Source organism: Pontixanthobacter sp. CEM42 (assembly GCF_017812015.1).
In the GTDB taxonomy this organism is placed as follows: domain Bacteria; phylum Pseudomonadota; class Alphaproteobacteria; order Sphingomonadales; family Sphingomonadaceae; genus Pontixanthobacter.
On record NZ_JADQTN010000002.1, the window covers coordinates 725,417 to 749,834 of the forward strand.

28 protein-coding genes are annotated in these 24,418 nt (G+C 57.2%); 19 read left to right on the forward strand and 9 right to left on the reverse strand.

The window, feature by feature from the left end; translation table 11 throughout:
• Window positions 1–59: 59 nt before the first annotated feature.
• Together gltX and J9777_RS13495 are read left to right on the forward strand one after the other, a co-directional pair.
• Window positions 60–1,424, forward strand: coding sequence for a glutamate--tRNA ligase (gene gltX / locus J9777_RS13490; RefSeq protein ID WP_209349318.1), 1,365 nt, complete (start codon window positions 60–62; stop codon window positions 1,422–1,424).
• Window positions 1,421–1,798 carry a nuclear transport factor 2 family protein gene (locus J9777_RS13495; RefSeq protein WP_209349319.1) on the forward strand — a complete coding sequence of 126 codons (378 nt, stop codon included), beginning with the start codon at window positions 1,421–1,423 and terminating at the stop codon, window positions 1,796–1,798. Before gltX ends, J9777_RS13495 begins: the two co-directional genes overlap by 4 nt.
• On the opposite strand, the gene J9777_RS13500 is transcribed toward J9777_RS13495, so the two are convergent.
• Complete coding sequence (locus tag J9777_RS13500; RefSeq protein WP_209349320.1) at window positions 1,795–2,061, reverse strand: hypothetical protein; 267 nt, start codon at window positions 2,059–2,061, stop codon at window positions 1,795–1,797. The genes J9777_RS13495 and J9777_RS13500 overlap by 4 nt on opposite strands.
• 9 nt (window positions 2,062–2,070) lie before the next feature.
• Window positions 2,071–3,540 carry a pyruvate kinase gene (gene pyk / locus J9777_RS13505; protein WP_209349321.1) on the reverse strand — a complete coding sequence of 490 codons (1,470 nt, stop codon included), beginning with the start codon at window positions 3,538–3,540 and terminating at the stop codon, window positions 2,071–2,073.
• A gap of 59 nt (window positions 3,541–3,599) precedes the next feature.
• Between pyk and J9777_RS13510 the strand changes: the two genes are divergently transcribed.
• On the forward strand, window positions 3,600–3,926 hold the full coding sequence (locus J9777_RS13510) for a DUF1244 domain-containing protein (RefSeq protein ID WP_209349322.1): 327 nt from the start codon (window positions 3,600–3,602) through the stop codon (window positions 3,924–3,926).
• Between the two features lie 19 nt (window positions 3,927–3,945).
• Here the strand turns inward: J9777_RS13510 and J9777_RS13515 are convergent, their stop codons facing one another.
• Together J9777_RS13515 and J9777_RS13520 are read right to left on the reverse strand one after the other, a co-directional pair.
• On the reverse strand, window positions 3,946–5,523 hold the full coding sequence (locus J9777_RS13515) for an FAD-binding protein (protein WP_209349323.1): 1,578 nt from the start codon (window positions 5,521–5,523) through the stop codon (window positions 3,946–3,948).
• Between the two features lie 5 nt (window positions 5,524–5,528).
• Window positions 5,529–6,074, reverse strand: coding sequence for a hypothetical protein (locus J9777_RS13520; RefSeq protein WP_209349324.1), 546 nt, complete (start codon window positions 6,072–6,074; stop codon window positions 5,529–5,531).
• Window positions 6,075–6,286: 212 nt separating this feature from the next.
• Between J9777_RS13520 and J9777_RS13525 the strand changes: the two genes are divergently transcribed.
• From J9777_RS13525 to ruvC, 6 genes are all read left to right on the forward strand, one after another.
• Window positions 6,287–6,523 carry a DUF2312 domain-containing protein gene (locus J9777_RS13525; protein WP_209349325.1) on the forward strand — a complete coding sequence of 79 codons (237 nt, stop codon included), beginning with the start codon at window positions 6,287–6,289 and terminating at the stop codon, window positions 6,521–6,523.
• A gap of 73 nt (window positions 6,524–6,596) precedes the next feature.
• The gene (locus J9777_RS13530) at window positions 6,597–8,915 is read left to right on the forward strand and encodes a S41 family peptidase (protein ID WP_209349326.1); all 2,319 of its coding nucleotides are present in this window, start codon (window positions 6,597–6,599) and stop codon (window positions 8,913–8,915) included.
• Window positions 8,916–9,032: 117 nt separating this feature from the next.
• Window positions 9,033–9,380, forward strand: coding sequence for a heavy metal-binding domain-containing protein (locus J9777_RS13535; protein WP_209349327.1), 348 nt, complete (start codon window positions 9,033–9,035; stop codon window positions 9,378–9,380).
• A gap of 4 nt (window positions 9,381–9,384) precedes the next feature.
• The gene (locus tag J9777_RS13540; RefSeq protein WP_348632007.1) at window positions 9,385–9,840 is read left to right on the forward strand and encodes a GNAT family N-acetyltransferase; all 456 of its coding nucleotides are present in this window, start codon (window positions 9,385–9,387) and stop codon (window positions 9,838–9,840) included.
• Between the two features lie 75 nt (window positions 9,841–9,915).
• On the forward strand, window positions 9,916–10,665 hold the full coding sequence (locus J9777_RS13545; RefSeq protein WP_209349328.1) for a YebC/PmpR family DNA-binding transcriptional regulator: 750 nt from the start codon (window positions 9,916–9,918) through the stop codon (window positions 10,663–10,665).
• Window positions 10,666–10,749: 84 nt separating this feature from the next.
• Window positions 10,750–11,226, forward strand: coding sequence for a crossover junction endodeoxyribonuclease RuvC (gene ruvC, locus J9777_RS13550; protein ID WP_209349329.1), 477 nt, complete (start codon window positions 10,750–10,752; stop codon window positions 11,224–11,226).
• Window positions 11,227–11,240: 14 nt separating this feature from the next.
• Here the strand turns inward: ruvC and J9777_RS13555 are convergent, their stop codons facing one another.
• Entirely contained in the window at window positions 11,241–11,660 is a 420-nt protein-coding gene (locus J9777_RS13555; RefSeq protein ID WP_209349330.1) for a hypothetical protein, read from the reverse strand.
• A gap of 75 nt (window positions 11,661–11,735) precedes the next feature.
• Between J9777_RS13555 and J9777_RS13560 the strand changes: the two genes are divergently transcribed.
• From J9777_RS13560 to J9777_RS13570, 3 genes are read left to right on the forward strand one after another with little or no spacing between them, the layout of a single operon-like run.
• Window positions 11,736–12,083: an ArsC family reductase gene (locus J9777_RS13560; protein ID WP_209349331.1), complete on the forward strand. Its 348-nt coding sequence runs from the start codon at window positions 11,736–11,738 to the stop codon at window positions 12,081–12,083.
• Between the two features lie 26 nt (window positions 12,084–12,109).
• Complete coding sequence (locus tag J9777_RS13565) at window positions 12,110–13,141, forward strand: glycerophosphodiester phosphodiesterase (protein ID WP_245228747.1); 1,032 nt, start codon at window positions 12,110–12,112, stop codon at window positions 13,139–13,141.
• Between the two features lie 8 nt (window positions 13,142–13,149).
• On the forward strand, window positions 13,150–13,563 hold the full coding sequence (locus tag J9777_RS13570) for a thiol-disulfide oxidoreductase DCC family protein (protein ID WP_245228748.1): 414 nt from the start codon (window positions 13,150–13,152) through the stop codon (window positions 13,561–13,563).
• A 7-nt stretch (window positions 13,564–13,570) separates the two neighbouring features.
• On the opposite strand, the gene ubiG is transcribed toward J9777_RS13570, so the two are convergent.
• The gene (gene ubiG, locus J9777_RS13575; RefSeq protein ID WP_209349333.1) at window positions 13,571–14,353 is read right to left on the reverse strand and encodes a bifunctional 2-polyprenyl-6-hydroxyphenol methylase/3-demethylubiquinol 3-O-methyltransferase UbiG; all 783 of its coding nucleotides are present in this window, start codon (window positions 14,351–14,353) and stop codon (window positions 13,571–13,573) included.
• Between the two features lie 80 nt (window positions 14,354–14,433).
• On the opposite strand from ubiG, the gene J9777_RS13580 reads away from it, so the two are divergent.
• The 3 genes from J9777_RS13580 to purT are packed head-to-tail and all read left to right on the forward strand — an operon-like array spanning window position 14,434 to window position 17,401.
• Entirely contained in the window at window positions 14,434–15,699 is a 1,266-nt protein-coding gene (locus J9777_RS13580; RefSeq protein WP_209349588.1) for an aspartate kinase, read from the forward strand.
• A 30-nt stretch (window positions 15,700–15,729) separates the two neighbouring features.
• Window positions 15,730–16,215 carry a hypothetical protein gene (locus J9777_RS13585; protein ID WP_209349334.1) on the forward strand — a complete coding sequence of 162 codons (486 nt, stop codon included), beginning with the start codon at window positions 15,730–15,732 and terminating at the stop codon, window positions 16,213–16,215.
• Window positions 16,216–16,228: 13 nt separating this feature from the next.
• Window positions 16,229–17,401, forward strand: coding sequence for a formate-dependent phosphoribosylglycinamide formyltransferase (gene purT, locus J9777_RS13590; RefSeq protein ID WP_209349335.1), 1,173 nt, complete (start codon window positions 16,229–16,231; stop codon window positions 17,399–17,401).
• 15 nt (window positions 17,402–17,416) lie between these two features.
• On the opposite strand, the gene J9777_RS13595 is transcribed toward purT, so the two are convergent.
• A complete protein-coding gene (locus J9777_RS13595; protein ID WP_245228749.1) occupies window positions 17,417–18,043 on the reverse strand; it encodes a DUF2306 domain-containing protein in 627 nt (208 codons plus the stop codon).
• 77 nt (window positions 18,044–18,120) lie between these two features.
• Between J9777_RS13595 and J9777_RS13600 the strand changes: the two genes are divergently transcribed.
• Window positions 18,121–18,927, forward strand: a complete 807-nt coding sequence (locus tag J9777_RS13600; protein WP_209349336.1) for a LytTR family DNA-binding domain-containing protein — start codon at window positions 18,121–18,123, stop codon at window positions 18,925–18,927.
• Here the strand turns inward: J9777_RS13600 and J9777_RS13605 are convergent.
• Both J9777_RS13605 and katG read right to left on the reverse strand, forming a co-directional pair.
• A complete protein-coding gene (locus J9777_RS13605) occupies window positions 18,924–19,550 on the reverse strand; it encodes a Pr6Pr family membrane protein (RefSeq protein ID WP_209349337.1) in 627 nt (208 codons plus the stop codon). The genes J9777_RS13600 and J9777_RS13605 overlap by 4 nt on opposite strands.
• A gap of 133 nt (window positions 19,551–19,683) precedes the next feature.
• A complete protein-coding gene (gene katG, locus J9777_RS13610; RefSeq protein ID WP_209349338.1) occupies window positions 19,684–21,864 on the reverse strand; it encodes a catalase/peroxidase HPI in 2,181 nt (726 codons plus the stop codon).
• A gap of 249 nt (window positions 21,865–22,113) precedes the next feature.
• Between katG and J9777_RS13615 the strand changes: the two genes are divergently transcribed.
• The 3 genes from J9777_RS13615 to J9777_RS13625 are packed head-to-tail and all read left to right on the forward strand — an operon-like array spanning window position 22,114 to window position 24,384.
• Complete coding sequence (locus J9777_RS13615) at window positions 22,114–23,124, forward strand: nitronate monooxygenase (protein WP_209349339.1); 1,011 nt, start codon at window positions 22,114–22,116, stop codon at window positions 23,122–23,124.
• Between the two features lies 1 nt (window position 23,125).
• Window positions 23,126–23,980 (forward strand): formyltetrahydrofolate deformylase, encoded by an 855-nt coding sequence (gene purU / locus J9777_RS13620; RefSeq protein ID WP_209349340.1) that lies wholly within the window; start codon window positions 23,126–23,128, stop codon window positions 23,978–23,980.
• Window positions 23,981–23,982: 2 nt separating this feature from the next.
• The gene (locus tag J9777_RS13625; protein ID WP_209349341.1) at window positions 23,983–24,384 is read left to right on the forward strand and encodes a VOC family protein; all 402 of its coding nucleotides are present in this window, start codon (window positions 23,983–23,985) and stop codon (window positions 24,382–24,384) included.
• The last annotated feature ends 34 nt before the right edge of the window (window positions 24,385–24,418 follow it).

Genomic DNA, 24,418 nt, shown 5'->3' on the forward strand with positions numbered 1-24,418 from the left:
CAGGCCTTTGGGAAGTATGTTGCTTGTCGCCGCTTCGTGCACAGGCTAACCGCTCACGCATGACAACAATTACACGTTTTGCCCCTTCGCCTACGGGCCGCCTGCATGTCGGCAATATCCGCACCGCGCTGCACAATTGGATGCTTGCGCAGAAGAATGACGGCAAATTCATGCTCCGGATCGACGATACCGATCCGGAACGCAGCAAAGAGGAATATGTCGAGGCGATCCGTGCCGATCTGGCATGGCTGGGCATGCATCCCGATGGCGAAGAGCGGCAGTCGCAACGACTCGATCATTATGAGAAGGCGTTTGATGCTTTGGTAGGCGCGAACCGCCTTTACCGTTGCTATGAGACTGCGCAGGAATTGGACTTGAAGCGCAAGGTTCAACTCGGCCGCGGAAAGCCGCCGATTTATGACCGGGCTGGCTTGGCACTGACGGAGGAAGATCACGCGGCAAGAGATGCGGAGGGGCTTCGCCCTCACTGGCGCTTTAAGCTCGATCATGAGGAGATCATTGATTGGGAAGATGGCGTTCGCGGTCCGCAGAAATTTGATCCCGCAATGCTGTCCGATCCTGTTGTTCGCCGCGAAGATGGTTCGTGGCTCTACATGCTGCCCAGCGCGGTCGATGATATCGAGATGGGTATTACCGACGTCCTGCGCGGTGAGGACCACGTGTCCAACACTGCGGTGCAAATTCAGATGTTCCGCGCGCTTAAGGATGCCGGCATTGGCGACAATGATTGCCCCGTCGCCAGCGCAAGTCCGCATTTCGCGCATGAGGCTCTGCTCGTGGGCAAAGAAGGCAAGCTGTCAAAACGCCTCGGCTCGCTTGGCTGCGATGCTTTCCGGGACCGCGATATTGAACCGCAAGCGATTATCGCATTGCTCGCGCGCCTTGGTACGTCGCAGCCGGTTGAGCCGATTGCTGACATCAATGTTCTGCTCGAAAGCTTCGCGCTGGAAACATTCAGCCGCGCTCCCGCCAAATTCGACGATGCCGACTTAGAGCGGATTAATACCGCGCTGGTTCACCAGATGGATTACGCCGATGTGAAGGATCGCCTGCCCGAGGGTATGGGCGAGAAAGCATGGCATGCCGTTCGTCCCAATCTGGAGACGGTCCGCGGCGCACATGAGTATTGGAAAATCGTCACTGGCCCGATCGAGCTTCCCGAATTTTCCGACGAGGACCGCGAATATCTCAAGCAAGCTGTGGAAACACTGACCTGGGGCGACAATCCATGGGGCGCTCTTACGGGAGCCTTGAAGGAGGCAACTGGCCGCAAAGGCAAGGCTTTGTTCCTGCCGTTGCGCCAGGCGTTGACCGGACAGAATTCGGGCCCGGACATGGGTGAACTTTTGCCAGTGCTCGGCGAAGATGTTGCGCGGCGGCGCTTGGAGCGGGCTGCAGGATGACCGGGGCTGAGTTGGCGAAAGCACTGTTTGAAGCATTTGCTACGGGCGATGCTGATACGGCGCGGGCGCTATGCTCTCCCGATCTCAAAGCCATTCAAAATGACGGTCCGAAGATGGATCTGGATACGGTCCTGTACTTCGCAGTCGCGGTGAAGAATGCCGCACCCGATTTCCGCTATGAAGAGGCGGTGCGTTCAACAACAGATACAGGCTTCGTCGAAGAACACCGCGTTCGCGGGACCTTCACCAAGGGCGGGGAGATCGATTTGACCGTGTGCATCGTCGGCGAAGTCGAGGGAGGCAAGATAACCGTGCTGCGGGAATATTTCGATCCGGCTGGTGCGGCGGCTTTGGCAGCTGCTCTAGCCTTTTAAGTGGATTCACCTTCAATCGACGCCATCATATCCATAAAGTTGCGAGCGGCCTCGCGGTCATCATGCCCTTTGAACGTTGCTTCAAGATCCGGCGCTTCACCCAGCATGTAGAGCAGCGACCATAGCGCAAAGCGCTTGCCGCTGTCTTTTTCCATCCCGAGATCAACCAGCATCCGTTCGGTGCCAGCCTCCATCGCAGCCGGCGTCAGCTCCGCGATATCTGAGGTTGCGAAATAGCGCTGTAGAAGATCTGCGAAATCCATCGTCAGTTCCTAATTTTCGTACTTCTCCAGCTCATCGCCCGCCAATGTCACCACATGCAGCAAGTTTGTGCTGCCCGGTGTGCCGAACGGAACGCCGGCTAGCGCAATCAGTTTATTGCCAGCCACGCCGAAGCGGTGGCGCAGCGCCATGCGTTTGCCCTTGGCGATCATCTCTTCGAAGCTGCCGATGTCGCGCGTCATAACCGCGTGGGCGCCCCATAGCAGCGCGAGGCGGCGGGCGGTTTGCAGGCGCGGTGTTAACACCAGCATCGGGACTGAGGGGCGCTCGCGGGCTACTCGGCGGGCGGTGCTACCCGATCCGGTGAAGACTGTGATGGCCGCAATTGGTACGGTGTCGGCGATGGTCATGCAACTATGCGCCAAGGCATCGGCGGTCGTCTGATCGGGCGGGGTGTCGAGGAAACGGACGCGGTCGAGATAGGCCTCGTCGTTTTCAACCTGCGCGGAAATCCGGTCCATAATAGTAACGGCCTCTTCAGGCCATTCGCCCGCAGCAGTTTCGGCGCTGAGCATCACGGCATCGGCGCCATCATAGACGGCGTTAGCCACGTCAGAGACTTCCGCGCGGGTCGGAGCAGGGCTTTCGATCATGCTCTCGAGCATCTGCGTGGCGACGATGACCGGCTTGCCCGCGATGCGGGTTTTGTTGACAATCTTCTTCTGCAGCGGCGGCACTTCTTCAGGGTTCAATTCGACACCCAGATCACCGCGCGCGACCATGATGCCGTCGGACATCTCGATAATTTCGTCGAGACGGCGGACTGCCATTGGCTTTTCAATCTTGGCACAGAGCGCGCCATGACCGCCCATCAGCTTGCGCGCCTCAGCCAAATCTTCAGGCCGTTGGACAAAGCTCAGGCCGATCCAGTCGGCATTCTGCTCGACTGCGAATGCGAGGTCCTTACGATCCTTTGTTGTCAGCGCCGGAATGGGAATTTCCGCATCGGGAACATTCACACCTTTACGGTCTGAAATCACTCCGCCGACCACTGCCGAACAGAGGATTTCATCCTTATCTGCGCGGATAACTTTGAGTTGAATCTTGCCGTCATTGATCAGCAGTCGCTGACCCTTTTCGAGCAGGCCGAACAATTCAGGGTGCGGCAATTCCACGCGGGTCTCGTCGCCCGGTTCCGGATTGCGGTCGAGTATGAAGTGACCCGAATGGCGGATTACCGCCTTGCCGTCTTTAAACTTGCCGACGCGCAGCTTGGGCCCTTGCAGATCGCAGAAGATTGCAATCGGGCGGTTCAAGTCCTTCTCGATCGTGCGGATCGCGGCGATCGTTTCCGCATGCGTGGCATGCTCACCATGGCTCATATTGACGCGGAAGGCATCGGCCCCGGCACGGATCAGTTTGAGCAGCATTTCCGGGTCACGGCTGGCAGGTCCGACGGTCGCCAGAATTTTCACTTTGCGGCCGCGGGGATCGAGATACGGTATTTGACGCTTTTCCATGTGCAAAGCCTATGGCAGAGCCGCGTTGCAACGCAATGACGAAACGAAAAGGATTGGTGATGGATACGAATGCGCCCGGTAGCAGTGACGTTGCCTTGGATGAACTACCCGATGCCGTAGCGGCACAGGCATTCCGGCGGCTCGTACGCCATCTGCAGCATCGTCATGACGCGCAGAATATCGACCTGATGGGCCTCTCTGGCTTTTGCCGCAATTGCCTAGCCGATTGGATCCGCGATGCCGGGTTTGAGGGTGATAAAGCCGCCGCGCGCGAACTCATCCACGGCATGCCGCAGGACCAATGGAAGACGACGCGCCAATCACCCGCGACTGAGGAACAGCTGCAGCGGATGCAGGAAAGCGTGGCGAAGAATAAGGCGGACTAGCCGCGCAGGCCGGGCAATATCACTCGGCTAGACCGCAACCGCGCAAATAGTCATTGTCGAACATCTTCCTGTCAGCCGGATTGGGCAGCAGCTCGCGCCGCGCCGCCAGCCATGTGTCAACATTGCTGTCCCCATAGGCTGCTCGCACACGTTCCGGCGTATATCCATGCGTCTTGCCCCAATGCTGGGTGAAGGGAATGTTTGCAGCTTCCATCGCGGTCGGGATTGCGTTGAAGAAGTCGGTTGAGTCGTCATTGTGAACACCGTCGATGCTGACCACGAATGTCGTATCCCACCGATTGAACGCCAGCAGCGCCGATGATTTTTTGACGTAACGACACCCGAACACCAGCGGAACCGGCCCGATATCGCGGTTAAGCTGCAGAAGCAGTTCGATGGTGTCGTCTGCCCGGTCCAGAGGTACCGCGACCGTACCACTCGCCACTTTGGTGCGGAGCGATTTGTAGCCGAATGTCTCGCCCCAGCTGCGTTCCTGACGGCCAAGGCTGAACATCTGGCTCGCGACCAGGTTAGAGAACATGGGGACCAATGGCTGGAACAGATCAAGCGCCCTGCCAGCGACAGTAATGAAGTCATATCCAGGCCCGAAACTGTTCTCTTCAATTGTGTAGTCTGGAACGTGATCTTCCTTCCACGGGTCCTCATACATCTGCGTCACCAATATCTCGGGCGGCGAAGTGTTAGGGTTGATGATAGGCTGGAAGAAATAGGGTTTGCCCGAGCGCGCTGCCGGATCGAGCGAGGTGTCCGTTGTGAAATCAAGTTGGGTCACACGGTCACGCATCGCACCCTGATAGGTCAGCGGATTGCCATTGCGGTCTTTGTCATAATTATGCGCATCGACGAGAAAGCGCGGACGTGCCTCGATCACAACATTGTGGATCACTCCAAACGCGCCAAGTCCAACGACCACGGCGTTGAACAGGTCATCATCGCGGATCAGTGTAGCGCCGAACGCAGCGGCTACCGACTCTTTGACTACGGGGTAGGTGGCACGTTCCAGCCAGAACTGCGCCGTATCACCCGCCAGCAGATGAATGCTCACGATCTGGTCGTGCATCGCCCCGAAATCGAGGACCGAGCCATGCGTGCCTGCAGCTGTCGCCCCGACAATGGTCTGACCATTCGCCGCGCCGGTGGTCTTGAACGAAAGACGCTGCGTAGAATTTTCAAGCCAGCGATTGAGCTCTGAAACGTAGTTGCCGCATTGGACCAAACAGAGGCCGCGTTTGTCGGTTCGGTCGCCCCGATATTCGGGGACGACTTGGGTGTGATGAATACGCTTTTTGCCGGTGAGAGCAGCAGTGTTGAGCATGATCCCGTCGGTCAGCGGCGCTTCGGACAAAGACCAACCACGGCCAATTGCCTTGTAGGGAATCTGCCGGACTTTTGCACTGGCGATAGAGCGCTGGATCTGCCGCGTGCAACGATTGATCATGTCAGCGCCATAGTCCTGACCGTCAGGGGGCGGGAGTACGGCATCCATACCCGCGATTTGGCCCGAAACGGTTTCGTGCCAGTTCTCCCATAATGTGTTGACCGCGCCCGGTTTCAGCATTGTTTGATCATCTGACATCGCGCTTATCCTCTGCCTGACGCGGGTTCGGCCAAGAACCAGCTGGTGGAGACGTCGCTACAGGTGAAGCTCACCAGCTTGGTCGGTTCGCCCGGAGTGCCCGTTGCGGTGCAATCATACTCGATGACTTCGCCGCCATTGGTGCCGGGCTTGGTGCAGGTAATCTGGACTGGCGTATCCGCGTCACCGGTACCGTCTATTGTCGTGCATGAGACATGCGGCTGCGACGTATCGGGCTTGGCGCATTGAAACTTGATGGTTGCCTGATTGACTATGCCAAGAGTGAGAACGCTGACCAATCCTTGGCCGAAATCGCGATCAACCTCGACTCGAGTCATTGGCTCGGTACCGCATTTGTCTTTAACAACGCGGCCGCTGGCGGCATTGCTGTTGAATCCTGATCGACCGGCGATTGATGTCTGCTTGGATGAGCAATTACCATCCGGACAGTAACCGTCTTGATAGCCCGAAACCGCCAAGTGGTTTGAGCAAGAGGACAGAGTTGGTAGTGATCCCAGCGCTAAAACGGCCAGTATCGCCCGATATTTCATTATTTCCTCCCGAGTCGGTTCATCACAGCTTCTTAAGTAGAGGTATTATATACTTATTTGCGGCGCAAATGAGACTGGTGCAGCATAGTTGGGTTGTGATGGTAGACAGTGTGGCTACCAATTGATGAAATCTCCACGTTGCGGCTTCACCCACGATCATCCTGCGGCTATCAGCGCGGTCAAACGATTCTCATGATTTTTGGAGTGAACACATGGCCGATGCCACTGACGACCGCCTGCGCCTTTTGATCGAGCGCATCGAACGCCTCGAGGAAGAAAAGAAGGGCATCGCTGATGATATCCGCGATGTTTATGCAGAAGCCAAAGCGGTCGGTTACGACCCCAAAATCATGCGTCAGGTCGTTCGTTTGCGGAAAATGGACACCAACGACCGCAACGAGATGGAAATGGTTCTCGACACTTATAAGAACGCGCTAGGACTCGATTAGTATGCGTTCTTAGCGCGTTCATCCTCCATCCAGCTTCGATGCCGATACACGGCATCCGGATGAGAGGGAATGTATGCGTAAGTCACTGATTTTTGCATCGTTGTTGTTTGCGCCCGTCACTGTTGTGGCGCAGGACGAGACTGCTTCGATTGAACTCGACAACGCCGGCTTCGAGGAGACTGAGCCCGGTTCAAGACCGTCCGGCTGGGGCGGTAATATGCTGCCTTCTGATGAAGGGGCGGCCGGTTACAAAGCCATGGTCGACGCAGTTAATCCGGCGGCGGGCTCGGCCAGTTTGCGGATTGAATCGCAAGGCGTGATTGATGCGGGCAAGTTCGGGACAATTACTCGGGCTTTAAATGTAGAGACGCTACGTGGCCGAAAGATCAGACTAACCGGCAAAGCTCGGGTCGGTCTCCCGGTGCCGAGGCATGCGGGCTTTTGGCTGCGCGTAGACCGTCCCGGCGGTCGGAGTGGTTTCTTCGACAATATGGGCAATCGGCCGATCACTTCGGGCGAATGGCAAAGCTATAGCATTGAAGGTGATGTCGCCGTCGATGCGAGCCAGATCGTGTTTGGCTTCTTGGTGCACGGTGAAGGCAAAGCTTGGGTGGATGATTTTCTCGTCGAAGACATAGGTCCGATTGACGTGCCCAATTTTGAAGGTGTCGGGACACCCGTGGGACCGACACGCTATGCGTCGATTGAAGGCGATGTCGCTGCAACGCCGATTTCTGATCGCGGCGTCGTCAATCTCCAGGCGTTGGCCAGAACCTATGGGTTGGTGCGTTGGTTTCATCCAACCGATCAAGCCGCCGATGTCGATTGGGGACGCTTGCTGATCGGGGCAATCCCGAAGGTCGAGGCGGCAAAAGATGCAGCAGAGCTTGCAGTGGCCTTGCGCGAGGCTTTTGGTCCGGTTGCGCCGACCATGCAGATCGCAATGGGCGATAATCCGTCAACAATGACACAACGCGAGGGCGCTGCACAACATGTGCGGTGGGAATATCGCGGTTTTCCGTCCGACCTGAGCCGTACGTACAGCTCCGAGCGCTCGGCGAGCCCCGCAACAGAGGCTCCGGAGATATTTGCAGAGACGCTACCGGGTGGCTTGGTGATACATGTACCGCTCAGTGTACCGGTTGGCGAAGTCGGGAAGACGCTACCACTCGGCGAAGTAGGACCGCCCGAGAGCGGAAAGCCCGAGGGTTGGGTACCTGCCGGGTTCGACCGCACAACGCGGATTGCCGGACTGCTCTCAGCTTGGGCTATGTTTGATCATTTCTATCCCTATTGGGATGTCGTCGAAACCGATTGGGACGCGATGCTCGTGCCCATGCTGCAGGACGCGGCGTCAGCATCCGATGACATTGCCTATCGCGATGTTTTGCTACGCTTGGTGGAAGGCCTTGATGACGGTCATGGCGGCGTCAATTATCGCGATGAAGGCGAGGCGATACTACCGCTCGACTGGGAATGGATTGAGAACCAGCTGGTGATCACCGCAGCGCCTACCGGCGCGCTTGATTCGCCGGGATATGCGCCCGGCATGGTGGTGAAGGCAATCGACGGAGTGCCCGTTGAAGACGCTATCGCTGCCAAGAAGACGCTCATCTCGGGCAGTGAACAGTGGAAGACCTTCGTGGCGTTATCCCAGTTGCGATATTCCCACGAAGCGGGCGAACGCATATTGCGAATCGAGAATGCGGAAGGGGAGCGAAGCGAAATTACGCTTCCGCTGAACATAGAGAGCTACGACGCATGGATTAGGGAGCCGCGACCGGACGTCGCCAGCGAGTTGGAACCGGGCATTGTCTATGTCGATATCGATCGACTCACTGACACGCATTTTTCAGACGGAAAATCTCGGCTGGAAGCTGCGAAGGGTCTGGTGTTCGATCTCAGAGGATATCCGAGAGGTCGATATACCTATCTATCGCACATGACCGATGAACCGATCCGTTCGGCTGAAATGAATATTGCATTCCAGACATTGCCTGATGCGCAGTTTGATGGCTGGCGCGAAGGTGGTTGGCGGATCGCGCCGGCATTGCCGCGCTATACCGACAACGTGGTTTTCATCACCGATGGCGGAGCGATCAGTTTTTCCGAATCGATCTTGGGCACAGTGAAAGCCAACGGGCTTGGCACGATCATCGGTACGCCCACAGCCGGAGCCAATGGCAATGTCACGACCTTCCGGATACCCGGCGGTTACCAACTGCGCTGGACTGGCATGCAGGTTAAAAATCGTGACGGCACACAGCATCATATCCTGGGGATCCAGCCAGACATCCGCGTCGAACGAACGCTAGCCGGTGTGCGAGAGGGTCGTGACGAGTTGCTCGACGCGGCAATCGCAGAAGTGAAGCGCCAAATGGCACAAGACTGACCCTAGGGAACAATTGATAGGGTTGGTGCGTTATCATAGTAATACACCAACCTATCATAGTAATACACCAACCTATCATAGTAATACACCAACCCTAATAACAATTGGAGGAACTCCATGGCAGGCCCTTGGAAAGACGCGCGCGGCATTACTGTATCAACAACCCCGACATTGGAGGGGCAGCCGATCCAGCAATATCTCGGCATCGTCACTGGCGAAGTGATCGTCGGTGCGAACCTGTTTCGCGATATGTTTGCGAATATTCGCGATATCGTGGGCGGTCGTTCGGGCTCTTACGAGCGTATTTTGGCGGATGCCCGCAAACAGGCAATCGAAGAAGTTCAGGCAGAATGCGCTTCCATCGGCGGTAATGCCGTGGTTGGGATCGATCTCGATTACGAAGTGATCGGCGATACCGGATCAATGCTGATGGTCAGCGCAAGCGGCACGGCGGTAAAGGTGTGATCCGGTGCTCGCAGTCCGCCGCTTAGTATCTGGCGATATCGCCGAATTCCGCGCCATGAACGCTGTGTTCTCTGATGTTTTCGGCGAACCAGAAAATTATGCCGATGCCAAACCGGATGACAGCTACGTCGCTGCTTGGCTCGAAAACTCAACCAATGTTGCGATCATTGCGGAAGCGGATGGTAAAGCAGTCGGTGCTCTTGCCGGATATGTGCTGCCCAAATTCGAGCAAGATCGTAGCGAGCTGTATATTTACGATTTGGCTGTCGATGAAAATTACCGGCGGCGCGGCGCAGCTACCGCTATGATTGAGGAAACACGTCGGATCGCGCGTGAGCGCGGTGCGTGGACTGTGTTTGTCCAAGCCGATGTCTTTCCCGAGGACGAGCCAGCTCGGGCGCTCTACCGCAAATTGGCGACTGGCGAGCTGCAGGCACATCATTTTGACATTGTGCCTTGAGAGCCGCATTGCCCGGCTCCGTCGCATTCGCTAGGGCTTCGCCTCAGCGATTAAGCCCAATTTGAAGAGTATCCAATGGCAGGCCATTCCAAATTTAAGAACATCATGCACCGTAAGGGTGCGCAGGATAAGAAGCGGTCGAACCTCTTCTCCAAGCTCAGCCGCGAGATTACCGTTGCGGCGAAAATGGGCACGCCCGATCCGGATATGAACCCGCGCCTGCGCTTGGCGGTCAACACTGCCAAGGGCCAGTCGATGCCCAAGGACAATATCCAGCGCGCTATCGATAAGGCCAGCACCGGCGATGACGAGAATTACGAAGAAGTTCGCTATGAAGGCTACGGCCCCGGCGGCAGCGCAGTCATTGTTGAGACACTGACAGACAACCGCAATCGCACGGCGACCGCTGTGCGCACTGCCTTCGCCAAGAATGGCGGTAATCTGGGCACCGCCGGCTCGGTTGCGCATGGTTTTGAGCGGCTCGGCTATATTGAATATTCATCCGAGGCTGGTGACGAGGACACCGTGCTCGAAGCGGCAATGGAAGCGGGCGCGGAAGACATTTCTTCCAGCGATGATGGCCATGAAATCTGGACCGGCGCGGAAGATTTGCACGAGGTTGCATCCGGACTCGAAAAATCGCTCGGTGAACCCAAAGAGGTCAAGCTGGCGTGGAAGCCGAACCTGACCGTCGATCTGGGTGAGAAGGATGCCGGCGTTCTGCTCAAGCTGATCGATACGCTGGACGATGATGATGATGTCCAAACCGTGTGGGGCAATTACGAAATCTCTGACGAGGTGATGGAGAAGTTGGACTCAGACTAAGCCCTTCCGTTCGTGTCGAGCGAAGTCGAGACACGATGCTAGCGGTTCTCGACTTCGCTCGAACCGAACGGATTGCTATCGTCAATGACCATCATCCTCGGCCTTGATCCTTCGCTTAGCTGCACCGGCTGGGGCGTGATCCGGTCGGAGGGTTCGCGGATTGCGCATATTGCTAACGGACAAATCAAGACCGATGCGAAAGCGCCTATGGCGGAGCGGCTGGCCGCTTTGCAATCAGGTCTTGCAGCAGTAATTGCCGAGCACCGGCCCGATCGCTCGGCGGCCGAGGAAGTCTTCGTCAATAAGAACCCGCAATCGACATTGAAATTGGCGCAGGCTCGCGGAGCGGTGCTGGCGGCATGCGGTGCGGCGGGTTTGAGCGCCAACGAACACGCCGCGCGGAAGGTCAAGAAAGCAGTTGTTGGGACGGGTGCAGCCGACAAGACGCAGGTTCAAGCCATGCTGAAAGTGCTACTGCCCGGAGCGAAAGTAGCGGGTGCGGATGCGGCAGATGCGCTCGCCGTGGCAATTGCCGACGCGCATCTTACGCCGCGCACGTAGATAGCCGCTGTAGCTTACTCGAACACCTCAACATCATCATCGTCGAACACTGCATCGCCGCGCAGAGCGAGCGCGCCGCGAATACCTTGGACGATGAGAACGAGCACGACACCGTTGATGACCAAGCCGAGAAGCCCGGTCAGCGTCACGATCTTCACAACCATCTCGAACGCCAGCAATGCCGCTGTGGCGATGCCCCAGAATGCACCTTTGCCAGCTCTCATGCGAAAACCCGCAACCAAACCAACAACGACTTCGAGGCCGACAGCGACCACTGCAGTAATGCCTTCGGTTGTAGTGAAGCCAGCCGCGCCGCCAAGGATTAGCATGCCGAGCATGGCCAAACCGGCAAAGATAAAGCAGCCGATGGCGCCTTGCGATGTTGCCGTGTGTGCGCCTGCGCGCGTGGTCAGATCGATCTGCCAGAATGACATGCGGTTTCCCCTCTTTCGTCACTGTTAGCTATGGCCTAGTGCGGCCCTACCGTCCAACCGAAAGACCACTTCCATATGACCACGCACTTTTACGGCATCCCCAATTGCGACACTGTGAAAAAGGCTCGCAAATGGCTCGAGGCGAACGGCGTCGCGTTCACCTTCCACGACTACAAGAAGGAAGGCGCCAATGCTGATAAGCTGACTGAATGGGTCGAGAAGAAAGGCTGGGAAGTGTTGCTCAACAAGCGCGGCACGACGTTCCGCAAGCTCGACGATTCAGACAAGGCTAACATCGATGCGGCTAAAGCTGTCACATTGATGACGCAGAACCCCAGCATGATCAAACGGCCGGTGGTCGAACTTGATGGCGATTTGCTGGTCGGCTTTAAGGAAGACGAATGGTCCGCAGCTTTTTCTTAGGTGCTTTGATTTTGATGGGTGCCGCAATGACAACTCCCGCCGTTGCTCAAGACGCCCAAAAGGATGGTGGCAATGATTTGCTGATTATCGCGCATCGCGGTGCTAGCGGCGAGCGACCCGAGCATACTCTTGCCGCCTATGAACGCGCAATTGATCAGGGTGCCGATTATATCGAACCCGATCTGGTTGTGACCAAGGATGGCGTGCTGGTTTCACGGCATGAGAACGAGATTTCGGGCACGACTGATGTCGAGAGCCGCGAGGAATTCGAAGACCGCCGCCGCAGCAAGACCATCGACGGGCAATTGACTGCTGGATGGTTTGTCGAAGACTTTACGCTTGCCGAATTGCGCACGCTGCGCGCGAAGGAGCGGCTCCCCTATATTCGTCCCGAAAATGCGCGGTATAACGGTCTCTACCAAGTGCCTACATTTGAAGAGATTGTGGAGCTGGTGAAAGCCAAAGAGGCTGAACTGGGCAAGCGGATCGGCCTTTATCCCGAGCTGAAGCACCCCAATTTTCTGTTGCAAGATGAAGGGATCGATAGCGTTGATCTGCTGGTGCAAGCGCTCAAGAAAGCAGGTTACACCAAGGCATCTGATCCGATTTTCATTCAGTGCTTTGAAGTCGGCCCGCTGCAGCGGCTGGATCAGCTCACCGATGTCCGTCTGGTGCAATTAATCCACCCCGAACATGAGAGCCCGGCTGACGAGCCATCGATGCGCTATGCGGAAATGGCAACGCCTACAGGGCTGGCAGAGATTGCCAAATATGCCGATGGCGTTGGTCCTCATTATAGCTTTGTCTTGAACGATGATGGCAGCGCGAAGCCGTTCGTTGCTGACGCACATGCATTGGACCTGAAAGTCCATCCGTGGACGTTGCGCAGCGAGAATACCTTTATGCCGCCTGCGCTGCGCACAAATGATAACCCGCGCGGTGTCGGCGCATTACCGGTACTGATGGGCCTGCTGGTTGCTGCCGATGTCGATGGCATCTTCACCGATCACACCGCCGCCGCAGTGATGCTGCGCGAGAGCGGAAATTATCAGCCTTAGGCGGCCGGATGATGGAAAAACCGGCCGCACACCATCCGATCATCGTATTCGATGGAATATGTGTGCTGTGCTCTGCCAATGCGCAGTTCGTTTTGAAATTTGATCGCAAAGGCGTGTTCCGCCTTGCCGCAATGCAAAGTGAAGTGGGTGCCGATCTGATGCGGCAAGCCGGTATTGATCCCGAAGATCCCGACAGCTTTATCATAGTGGAACAAGGCCGCGTATTGCGCGACAGTGACGCAGTTATTTCGATGTGGAAGCGGCTTGGTTGGCCATGGAAGATAGTGGGGCTGGCCGGCCTCATTCCGCGGGGAATTCGCGACCCTCTCTACCGATTGATTGCCCGCAATCGATACCGGATATTCGGCAAGCGCGAGACCTGTTGGATGCCATCGCCCGAACAGGCGAAGCGCATTCTTTAACCGTTGATCAGGTAGCGCTGGCGGTGACGATGTAGTTGAGGCCAAGTTCTCCGGACAGGTGCAAACCTTTGGCCGGGCCGAACGCGATGCCTGTTGGTTCACTCATCGTTAGGCCAACATTCGCAAGCAGGCTGGACAGTTCTTCGGGCTTAATGAAATCGTCCCAATGATGCGTGCCTTTGGGTATCGCGCCAATAGCCTCTGCCCCTTCCACCAGCAGCATTCGGGAGGCTGCGGTGCGATTGGGCGTTGAGAGGATCATCAATCCGCCCGGCGCGAGCTTCGCGGCAAGGTCGGTTAGAAATGCCTGCTTGTCGGCGACATGTTCGATAACTTCCAGACTAGTGACCAGATCGAACTGGCCAATGTTCTGCTGTCCGATCTCGCCTGCAATGTAACGGATGTCGAGACCTGAACCCTCAGCATGAAGCGCGGCTGCCTGCGCGTTTTCCGGTGCAGCATCCACGCCGGTCACATTCGCGCCCATCCGCGCCAAAGGCTCGCACAGCAAGCCTGCGCCGCAGCCGACATCCAAGGCGGTCTTACCGGCGAGCGGTTTAACGCTCTGCACATCGCCGCCCCAATGCATGTCGATGGCTTCACGGACATAGCGCAAGCGCACCGGATTCAGCTTGTGCAGCATGGCGGAGGAACCCTTCGGATCCCACCAATCCTTGGCCAACGTGCCAAAATGCGCGGCCTCTTCCGGACGTATGGTTGCGCTAGAAGAGGGGTCAGAAGTTGAGGCCACCGAAGAATTCGTTTGGCTGCTTGCTGTTGCATCGCTCATGCAGCCTTCGTAACAGCGCCGCAAAGCTCGCACCAGTGTGCGATATGAATTGGGAGGCACCGCGCTTGGCACGCATAGTGATGAAATTCGGCGGCACATCGATGGCCGGGACCGAACGCATTCGCCGCGTCGCCAATATTGTGCGCCGTCAGCAAGCGGCCGGGCATGAGGTTGCGGTGGTCGTTTCGGCAATGGCGGGTGAGACTGACCGCCTGATCAATTTCTGCCGCGAAGCCAATGCGATTTACGATCCCGCGGAATATGATGTGGTTGTCGCTAGCGGCGAACAAGTCACATCGGGGCTGCTCGCGCTGACCCTGCAATCGCTCGGCTGCAAAGCGCGAAGCTGGCTCGGCTGGCAAATGCCGATGAAAACGGTCGAAGGGCATTCCAAAGCACGCGTCGAAACAATTGACGCACCAGACATGATTGCCTCGCTCGAACGCGGCGAAATTGCCGTGATCCCGGGCTTCCAAGGTGTGTCGGGTGAAGGCAGGATTGCCACGCTTGGACGTGGCGGATCGGATACGTCTGCTGTGGCTGTGGCTGCCGCGATCGGTGCAGACCGCTGCGACATCTATACTGATGTCGATGGCGTCTACACAACAGACCCGCGCATTGTGGCCAAGGCGCGCAAGCAGAAAGCCGTCACTTACGAGGAAATGCTCGAGCTTGCCTCGGTCGGCGCGAAAGTGCTCCAGACGCGCTCGGTTGGTCTCGCGATGAAAGAGGGGGTGCGCGTGCAAGTGCTCTCCAGCTTTATCGATGATGACTCGACCCCGGCCGATGAATTTCCGGGCACATTGATCGTCTCCGATGAGGAGATGGAACAGATTTTGAAGGACAGTGATATGGAACGCCAACACGTCACCGGCATCGCGCATGACAAGAATGAAGCGAAGATCATCCTGACCCGCGTGCCTGATAAGCCGGGCGCAGTGGCGCATATTTTTGAACCGCTCGCGGGCGCATCGATCAATGTCGACATGATCATTCAGAACGTGGGTCGCGACAAGGGCGAGACCGACGTGACTTTCACTGTGCCGCAGGCCGATCTGGCGCGCGCGCAGGCTCTACTGGAAGACAAGCGTGCTGATATCGGCTTCAACCGGATCATCACCGATGACCATATCGCGAAGATCAGCGTTGTCGGTGTCGGCATGAAAAGCCATGCGGGTGTCGCGAGCACAATGTTCAGTGCGTTGGCGGATCGCGGGATCAATATTCAGGCGATCACGACCTCAGAAATCAAAGTCAGCGTGATCATCGACGAGGATGAAACCGAATTGGCCGTCCGTGTGCTCCACACCGCCTACGGATTGGACGCGAGTGACGAGACGGCCTAATCTCTTCCCAACTAAATTGGGAGAGAATCGATGAGAGTTGTGTTCACCGCTGCCGTGCTGATCTTGGCGGGGTGCCAAGCAGCAGAAACCGAACCGGCAGCGGGAGAGACAATCACTGCCGTCCCATCCGAAGCTGATATCACGCTGGGTAATGGTGAGAACAACGCGATTGCCACCGAAGGCATCACGCGTGCCGGGGCGGTTCTGACCGTGCCAAACGTAACGATTGAAAAGAACGGTTGGCTGGTGCTGCACCCGTTTCGTGACGGTGAGCCTGTTCGTGACGAATATACCGGATCGACGTTGGTCAAAGCGGGCAGCAATGACGGAGTGACCATTGATATTGGCGCGGTGCCTGCTGACGGCGATATGTTCATCATGATGCTGCATTCGGACGTCAACGATGACGGCGTGTTTGATTTTGGCGACGGCAAGACCGTGCCCGATGCACCGGTGTTTGAAGGTACCACAATGATTGCCCATCCGATCGCCGCGCCGGCCGACAGCGGCTCGTAAACGAGATCAACTCATGCCATTCACAGCAAAAATCCTCCTCCTTGGCTCGGGTGAATTGGGTCGTGAGTTTGTAATATCGGCCAAGCGGCTCGGTGCTTATGTTGTGGCCTGTGACGCTTACGATAACGCGCCAGCGATGCAGGTGGCAGATAGCCGCGAAGTGTTCTCGATGCTTGATGGCGAGCAACTGCGCTCGGCCATTGAAACGCATCAGCCAGACTATGTGGTGCCCGAAGTCGAGGCGATCCGCACTGAAGTGCTCGCTGAAATGGAGGCCAAAGGCGTCAACATTGTGCCTTCCGCCCGCGCAACGCAGCTGACCATGAACCGCGATGCGATCCGCGATGTGGCGGCGGACGAGCTCGGCCTGCGGACTTCGGTCTATGCTTATGCCAAGAATCTCGAGGAAGTGCGGGCTGGCGCGGTGAAGACCGGCTTCCCCTGTATTATCAAACCCGTGATGTCCTCATCGGGCAAAGGGCAGAGCACTGTCCGATCTGAAGATGAACTTGAAGGCGCGTGGGATTATGCCGTGGCCAATATGCGCGGTGACCGGCAGCGGGTAATTGTCGAGCAGTTTGTTGATTTCGACTACGAGATAACCCTTTTGACCGTGCGCCACCGGGACGGCGTTAGTTTCTGCCCGCCGATTGGTCACCGACAGGAACGCGGCGATTATCAGGAAAGCTGGCAACCCACCGCAATGTCCGACGAAGCCATTGCGCAGGCACAAGACATGGCGCGCAAGGTAGTTGACGATCTTGCCGGTGATGGGGGCGGTTACGGCCTGTTCGGCGTCGAGTTCTTCGTAAAAGGCGAAGAGGTGATCTTCTCCGAACTCAGCCCACGTCCCCACGACACGGGAATGGTAACATCGGTCTCGCAAAACCTAACCGAATTTGATCTGCACGCCCGCGCTATCATGGGCCTGCACATCCCCGAATTGATCCGCGCGCGGCCTGCCGCTTCGGCAGTGATCCTGGCAGATCGGGATAGCGAGACGCTCAGCTATTCGGGCCTCGCAGAAGCGATGGCGGAGGGCGCCGACATTCGCATCTTTGGCAAACCCACTTCGCGGCCATATCGGCGGATGGGGGTGGCGCTCGCCTGCGCTGGCTCGACAGACGAAGCCCGCCGCATCGCCAAGGATGCAGCGGGCAAAGTGAGGATCAGCTACGGCGACTAAGCCGCCCGGTCTGGCTTACCAGAACAGCCATACATTCATCAGCCGGCCCGGCAGAGCGAAGGCGACGATACCCGGGATGGTCAGCGCGCCAAGATAGAGGCTCATGATCTCTTTCTTGTGGCCGACCATATCGCCATTCCGCGCTGTCTTGATGACTTTGTAGGACGCCCAGAAGGTCATCGGGATGAAGATATGGATGAAGCTGAAGCCGCCGCCGGTCTGGATGAAGATGGCCGAAGTCGCCGTGGTCAGCATAAGACCGATCCACAGCTTGCCCAATTGCTTGTGCCGCTTGCCACCTTTGGGGGCGAGCAACAGATACGCTCCCAGCGGGATCGCGGGGAGCACGGTGGTGACATGGAGCGCAATCGCAAGCTCGCGGATGTTGGGGTGGGACGGGGCGAAACCGAGCGCGCCGCGTGTCAATGCGATCACTGTCAGGCTTGTGAGCGTGATCCCCACCAGCGCCACGATAATGCGTGTGCGGGATCCGATATCGAACCCGGCAGGTCCTTTAGGCTGCGTGATAAAACTGGTGAGTGAGAGCGTTGCGGTTGTCATGTGATTCTCCTGATCTGCTGTGTTGAGAACCATCATGCCGCGTGCCCGTTCGCCCGCAATCCAATCTGCGCGAAGTGCCATGTTCCTTCGTGAAAGCGCCGGATTTCCGGGGATTTGCCACTTTACGAAGCGCGAATGGACGCTAGGATTCAGCCGCAATGAGCGAAATGGACACAGATCCCAAAAATAAATTGGCGCGTAAGCTGATGGTCGATTTGTCGATCATGACAGTGATCGGGATAGCGATGGCCTTTATCGGACCGTTCGGTAGCTTCGAGCAGCCGCTGGCCTATCGTTTGGTGGCATGGCTCAGCTTCGCCTATCTTGGCTACGCGATTTACAGCCCGATGAGTTTTGTGGTCGAGAAGCTGGGCGGCGCGCTCGATTTGCCGCGCCCCGGATTGTGGGTGGCCGCCGTATTATTCGCCACGATTCCGATGACGGTCGCGGTCTGGTCGATCGGTTTCCTGCCCGGCCCCATCCGCATACCGACGCTGGAACAGGGACTGACATCCTATATGTATGTTCTGATCGTTGGCGGCGGTGTAACGGCCCTGTTTTACGCACTGGAAAGCCGCGAAGTTGCGCCAGACGCCCGGGCTGTTTCGCAAATGGCAGATGGATCAGCGGCTGAGCCTGTTCAGCCGGACTCCCAAATCCGCTTTCTCGAACGCTTGCCGCCCAATCTCGGCACCAATCTGATCGCGCTGGAGATGGAAGACCACTATGTCCGCGCGCATACTGATCTTGGTTCCGATCTGATCCTGCTGCGGATGCGCGATGCGGTGGCCGAGCTGGATGGCATGGACGGCGCGCAAGTGCATCGCAGCTGGTGGGTGGCCCGCAGTGCGGTTGAGGGATCGCGGCGTGAAGGGCGCAACATTCGGTTACAGCTCAGTGGCGGGTTAGAAGCGCCGGTCTCGCGCGGCGCAGCGCCTGACCTGAAAGAGCAAGGCTGGTTTTAGCGTCCGGTCAATCTGGCGCGCAATTTGAGGCCGCCAATCAACGCCGCGCCCAGTATCATGAAGAACAGCGTCAGACCGATGATATTCATCACCATCTGTGATGTCGCAAGAGTGTTTCCGTCAATGAATGGGTAGGGATAGAGCCCGTCGATTGCTCCGCGTGCAAGCGCGTAAATGCAATAGATGGTTGGCCAAACTGCCGCGAATATCGCATCGCGCCACCTCACCACCGGAGCGGGAATGAAGGCGAGGAACCACGCAACACACAACAGGGGCACAGCTGTGTGAACCCCGTGGTCGGCGATGAGACCCCAGCCTTCCTGCGGATTCAAATGCACAAGGAGTGTGTGATACACCAGACCAACACCAGCGATTGCGCTGGCCAGTGCCATCAGCACACGTGGCGCGATTGCGCGGCCAAACCCGATCAGGCCGAACACTATGCCGACCAGCAGGTTCGTGAGGATTGTGAAGAAGCGCAAGAGACCCCAGATCGCCTCGCCAGCTGATTGGCCCTCGGCAACACTCAGACCGATGCGAAGGACGATGCTGGATAGAGCGGTGAAAGCGATCAGCAACGCAGCGATCTTGGCCAAACGGTTGAGTGCAAATGGCAGGCTCATGACGATTGTCTAGAACGTAACTTAAGTGAATTGAACCCCGACACAGAAAACCCCTCCGAAGCATTGCTCCGGAGGGGTTCTTGCGACCCTCGGGGGGTAGAGGGCCGAAGCCCGTTGGTTCTAGAAGCGTCGTTTAGAAACGACCTGCTTCCATAACTTTGGTCCAAGCCGATACGAATGTGTCGACGAACTTCTGCTCGTTTCCGGTTTCGGCAAAGACTTCCGAAATTGCGCGAAGCTGGGAGTTTGAACCGAAGGCGAGATCGACACGCGTGCCGCGCCATTTCTCAGCGCCCGATGCGCGGTCGCTGCCGACAAACTCTTCGTCCTGGCTGCCGTCAACCGGAGCCCATTCAGTGCCCATGTCGAGCAGATTGACGAAGAAGTCATTGGTCAGTTGACCAGCGCGGTCGGTGAAGATGCCGTGCGCAGTGTTGCCGCTATTGGCACCAAGAGCGCGCATACCACCGACCAGAGCTGTCATTTCCGGCATGGACAGGCCGAGCAGATGCGCTTTGTCGACCAGCATTTCTTCGGTTTTCACCGTCGCCTTGGTTTTCAGATAGTTCCGGAAACCGTCGGCGAATGGCTCCAGCGGATCAAAGCTTTCTGCATCGGTATGCTCGTCAGTCGCGTCGCCGCGACCGCCGGTTACTGGTACGCTGACGCTGTAACCTGCATCCGAAGCCGCCTTCTCGACCGCTGCGGCACCGGCGAACACGATAGCGTCTGCCATTGAGATATCACCGCGCAAACCGTCGATTGTGCTCAGAACCTTATCCAGTTCTGCCGGATCGTTCGCTGCCCAATCCTTCTGCGGGGCGAGGCGTACACGTGCGCCATCGGTGCCACCGCGGTGGTCCGAGTTACGGTATGTGCCACCCGATGCCCAGGCTGCTTTAACCAGCTCGCTGACAGTCAGACCGCTACCGAGAACTGCCGATTTGAAATCAGCGACCGCGCTGTCCGAAGGTGTCGAACCGGCTGGAACAGGGTCCATCCAGATCAGTGTTTCTTCCGGAACTTCAGGGCCGAGATAGCGCGCCTTCGGACCCATATCGCGGTGACACAGCTTGAACCATGCACGCGCAAAGGCGTCGTCCAGCTGCTCCGGGTTCTCGAGGAAACGCTCGGAAATCTTCCGGTAATCCGGATCCATTTTGAGCGCCATATCGGCGGTCGTCATCATCGTCGGGACCTTCTTGGAAGGATCGCGAGCGTCCGGCGCCATATCGGCCTCTTCCGGATTGATTGGCGTCCATTGCTGCGCGCCAGCGGGGCTTTTCACCAGTTCAAAGTCATATTTGAACAGCAGACGGAAATAGTCGTGGCTCCATGAAGTGGGGTTGTTCGACCACGAACCTTCAATACCCGACGTAGTGATATTGCCGTTGGCGATCTCTTCCTTGTCGTTGAGCCAGCCGAAGCCCTGCAGGGCAAGCGCTTCGCTCTCTGGTGAACCACCGAATGTGTCGGATGGTGCAGCACCGTGGGCTTTACCAAAGGCGTGACCGCCGGCGGTCAAAGCAACGGTTTCTTCGTCATTCATCGCCATCCGGCTGAACGTTTCGCGCATATCGCGGGCCGATTGCAGTGGATCAGGATTGCCGCCCGGGCCTTCCGGATTGACGTAGATCAGACCCATCTGGATCGCTGCAAGCGGGTTGTCGAGGGCTTTGCCTTCGTCAGGGATGATGCGCGTTTCAACGCCTTCATCGACCCACTTTTCTTCAGTGCCCCAATAGACTGTTTCCGGCTCGAACACGTCCGCACGTCCGCCGCCGAAGCCGAAGACGGGTCCGCCCATGCTTTCAATCGCGACGTTACCGGCGAGGATAAACAGGTCAGCCCAGCTGATATTCTTGCCGTATTTCTGTTTGATCGGCCACAGCAGGCGGCGCGCCTTGTCGAGATTGCCATTGTCAGGCCAGCTGTTGAGCGGAGCAAAGCGTTGCTGGCCGCTGCCGCCGCCGCCACGGCCGTCGCCGGTGCGGTATGTGCCTGCTGCGTGCCATGTCATGCGGATGAAGAATGGGCCATAGTGACCGTAATCGGCTGGCCACCAAGGCTGGCTATCGGTCATTAGTGCAGTCAGGTCAGCTTTCAACGCATCATAGTCGAGCGTGTTGAATGCTTCGGCGTAATTGAAATCTTCGCCCAACGGGTCAGCCGATTTGCCGCCTTGACCGAGGATATCGAGCTGAAGCGAATCCGGCCACCAATCCTTATTAGTGCGTCCGAGCAGGCCGCGCGCGCTGCTTTCGCCGGTAAACGGGCATCCGTTGCCGCTAAGTTCGCCAGTCTTCATATCCATGGAAATATCCTCTTGGTTCAGTGTTTCTATGCTGCCTGACTACGCCACATTTTCAATCGAGTGAAGCAATTAACTCCCATCACCCTTATCGGAAAAAGCGATCAATAGATCTGCGTCAGAATTTCTACTCTTTACAGGCTACCAATGGGGCAGGGCGGTGTTGGTTCCGCCTATCTGGCGCTATATTTGCCTATCTTGGCATAGCTATGCCTCTTGCCGCCTGCATCGCTGCGATCTAAGCGCGATTGCATGAGTAATTTTGCAAAAACCAGTGCGCTGATGCAGCGCGGAACCGACTTCCTTGGCAGCGAATATGCGATCCTGTGCGGCGCGATGAGCTGGGTGAGCGAGCGCGGTCTCGTTTCGGCCATTTCGAATGCAGGCGGCTTCGGTGTGATTGCCTGCGGCGCGATGACGCCCGACCTTCTCGACACCGAAATTGCAGCAACCAAGGCGTTGACCGACAAGCCGTTCGGCGTGAATCTGATTACCATGCACCCGCAACTCTTCGATCTCATCGAAGTGTGCAGCAAGCATGGCGTAACGCATGTTGTGCTGGCTGGCGGTATTCCGCCCAAAGGCAGCGTCGAGGCAATTAAGGCGTTTGGCGCAAAGGTGATTGTGTTCGCCCCGACATTGGCACTTGCGAAGAAACTGCTGCGCAGCGGCGGCGATGCTTTGGTCATCGAAGGGATGGAAGCGGGCGGTCATATCGGCCCTGTTTCCACATCGGTTCTCGCGCAGGAATTTCTGCCCGAATTGGCCGAGGACCACCTGGTTTTCGTCGCCGGCGGTATCGGACGCGGACAGGCTATTGCGGGCTATCTCGAAATGGGCGCAGTCGGCGTTCAGCTCGGCACGCGCTTTGCCTGCGCTGCGGAAAGCATCGCGCATGAGAATTTCAAGAAAGCCTTCTTCCGCGCCAATGCCCGCGATGCGATTACCAGCGTGCAAGTCGACCCGCGCTTGCCGGTTATCCCGGTTCGCGCGCTCAAAAACAAAGGTACTGAGGAATTTACCGCCAAACAAATCGAAGTCGCAAAGCGGCTCGACAGCGGCGAGATCGAAATGGGCGAGGCGCAATTGCAGATCGAACATTTCTGGGCTGGCGCATTGCGCCGCGCGGTCATTGATGGCGACGTCGAAAGCGGCTCAATCATGGCCGGCCAATCGGTCGGTATGCTGAAGGCTGAAGAGCCGGTTGCCGACATTATGCAGAAGCTGATGACTCAAAGCGAAGAAGCGCTCAGCCGCCGGTAAGATGAGCGACGCATTAGTTCTAACCTTGTCCTGCCCGGATCGTCCGGGGATCACCGCCAACGTTACCGGCTTCCTGTTTGAACAGGGTTGCAATGTGCTGGAGGCACAGCAGTTCAACGACCGCGAGAGCGATGCGTTTTTTATGCGCGTCGCGTTTGATTCAGCGGGTGCTTCTCCCGAGACTCTGCGTGAGGGATTCGGCGCATTTGCCGCGCGGCAGGATATGGATTGGAAGATCGTCAGCCGCGATCGCCCCCGCCGAGTGATGCTGATGGTCAGCAAGTTTGACCATTGCCTTGCCAGCCTGCTCTACCGTTCCCGCATCGGCGAGTTGCCGATGGAGGTAGTGGCCATTGTTTCCAATCATCCAGCAGAAGCGATCAGCCATACTGATCTGTCTGGCCTGCCCTTTCACCACTTGCCGATCACCAAAGACACCAAACCTGAGCAAGAGGCTCAAGTCCGAGCGATTGCGGATGAGGTTGATGCTGAGCTAGTGGTGCTCGCCCGCTACATGCAGATATTGTCGGATGAACAGGCGGCGTTTTTTGCAGGTCGTTGTATCAACATCCATCACAGTTTTTTGCCCGGTTTCAAAGGCGCAAAACCCTATCATCAGGCCCACGCGCGCGGGGTCAAGATGATCGGCGCAACCGCGCATTATGTGACTACCGATCTTGATGAAGGCCCGATCATTCATCAGGATGTTGAGGCAATTACACACGCCGACAGTCCCAATGATCTGGTCCGCAAAGGCCGCGATATTGAAAGCCGCGTGCTGGCAGAAGCCGTGCGGCTGCATCTGGAAGAACGGGTATTGCGGAACGGTCCGCGCACAGTAGTTTTCGGAGGCTGATCATGATTGTCCAGCGGCTTGACCATGTAAATATCATCTGCCGCGATTTGGGCACAACCGCACGCTTCTATGCGGAATTGCTTGATCTCGAAGAGCGCGATGGGCCTGCGCATATGCAACCCGATCAAGTGCGCTGGATGTATGATGCATCTGGCAACGCCATACTGCATCTCAATTCGGCGGACTTCTCGCGCCGCTATGATCGCGATGTTACCAATGACGAGACGACCGGCGCAATCCATCACGTTGCATTTCGTTGCAATGATTTCGACGCGATGATTGCACGCCTCGAAGCGCGCGGTGCTCACTATAAGGTCAATGATCGTTCATCGTCAGGCCTAATGCAGATTTTCACGGCTGATCCGAACAATGTGCTGCTGGAACTTAATTTTTTCGCTGATTGAACCAGACTAGCGATTGGTCACAAAAGCTCTTGAG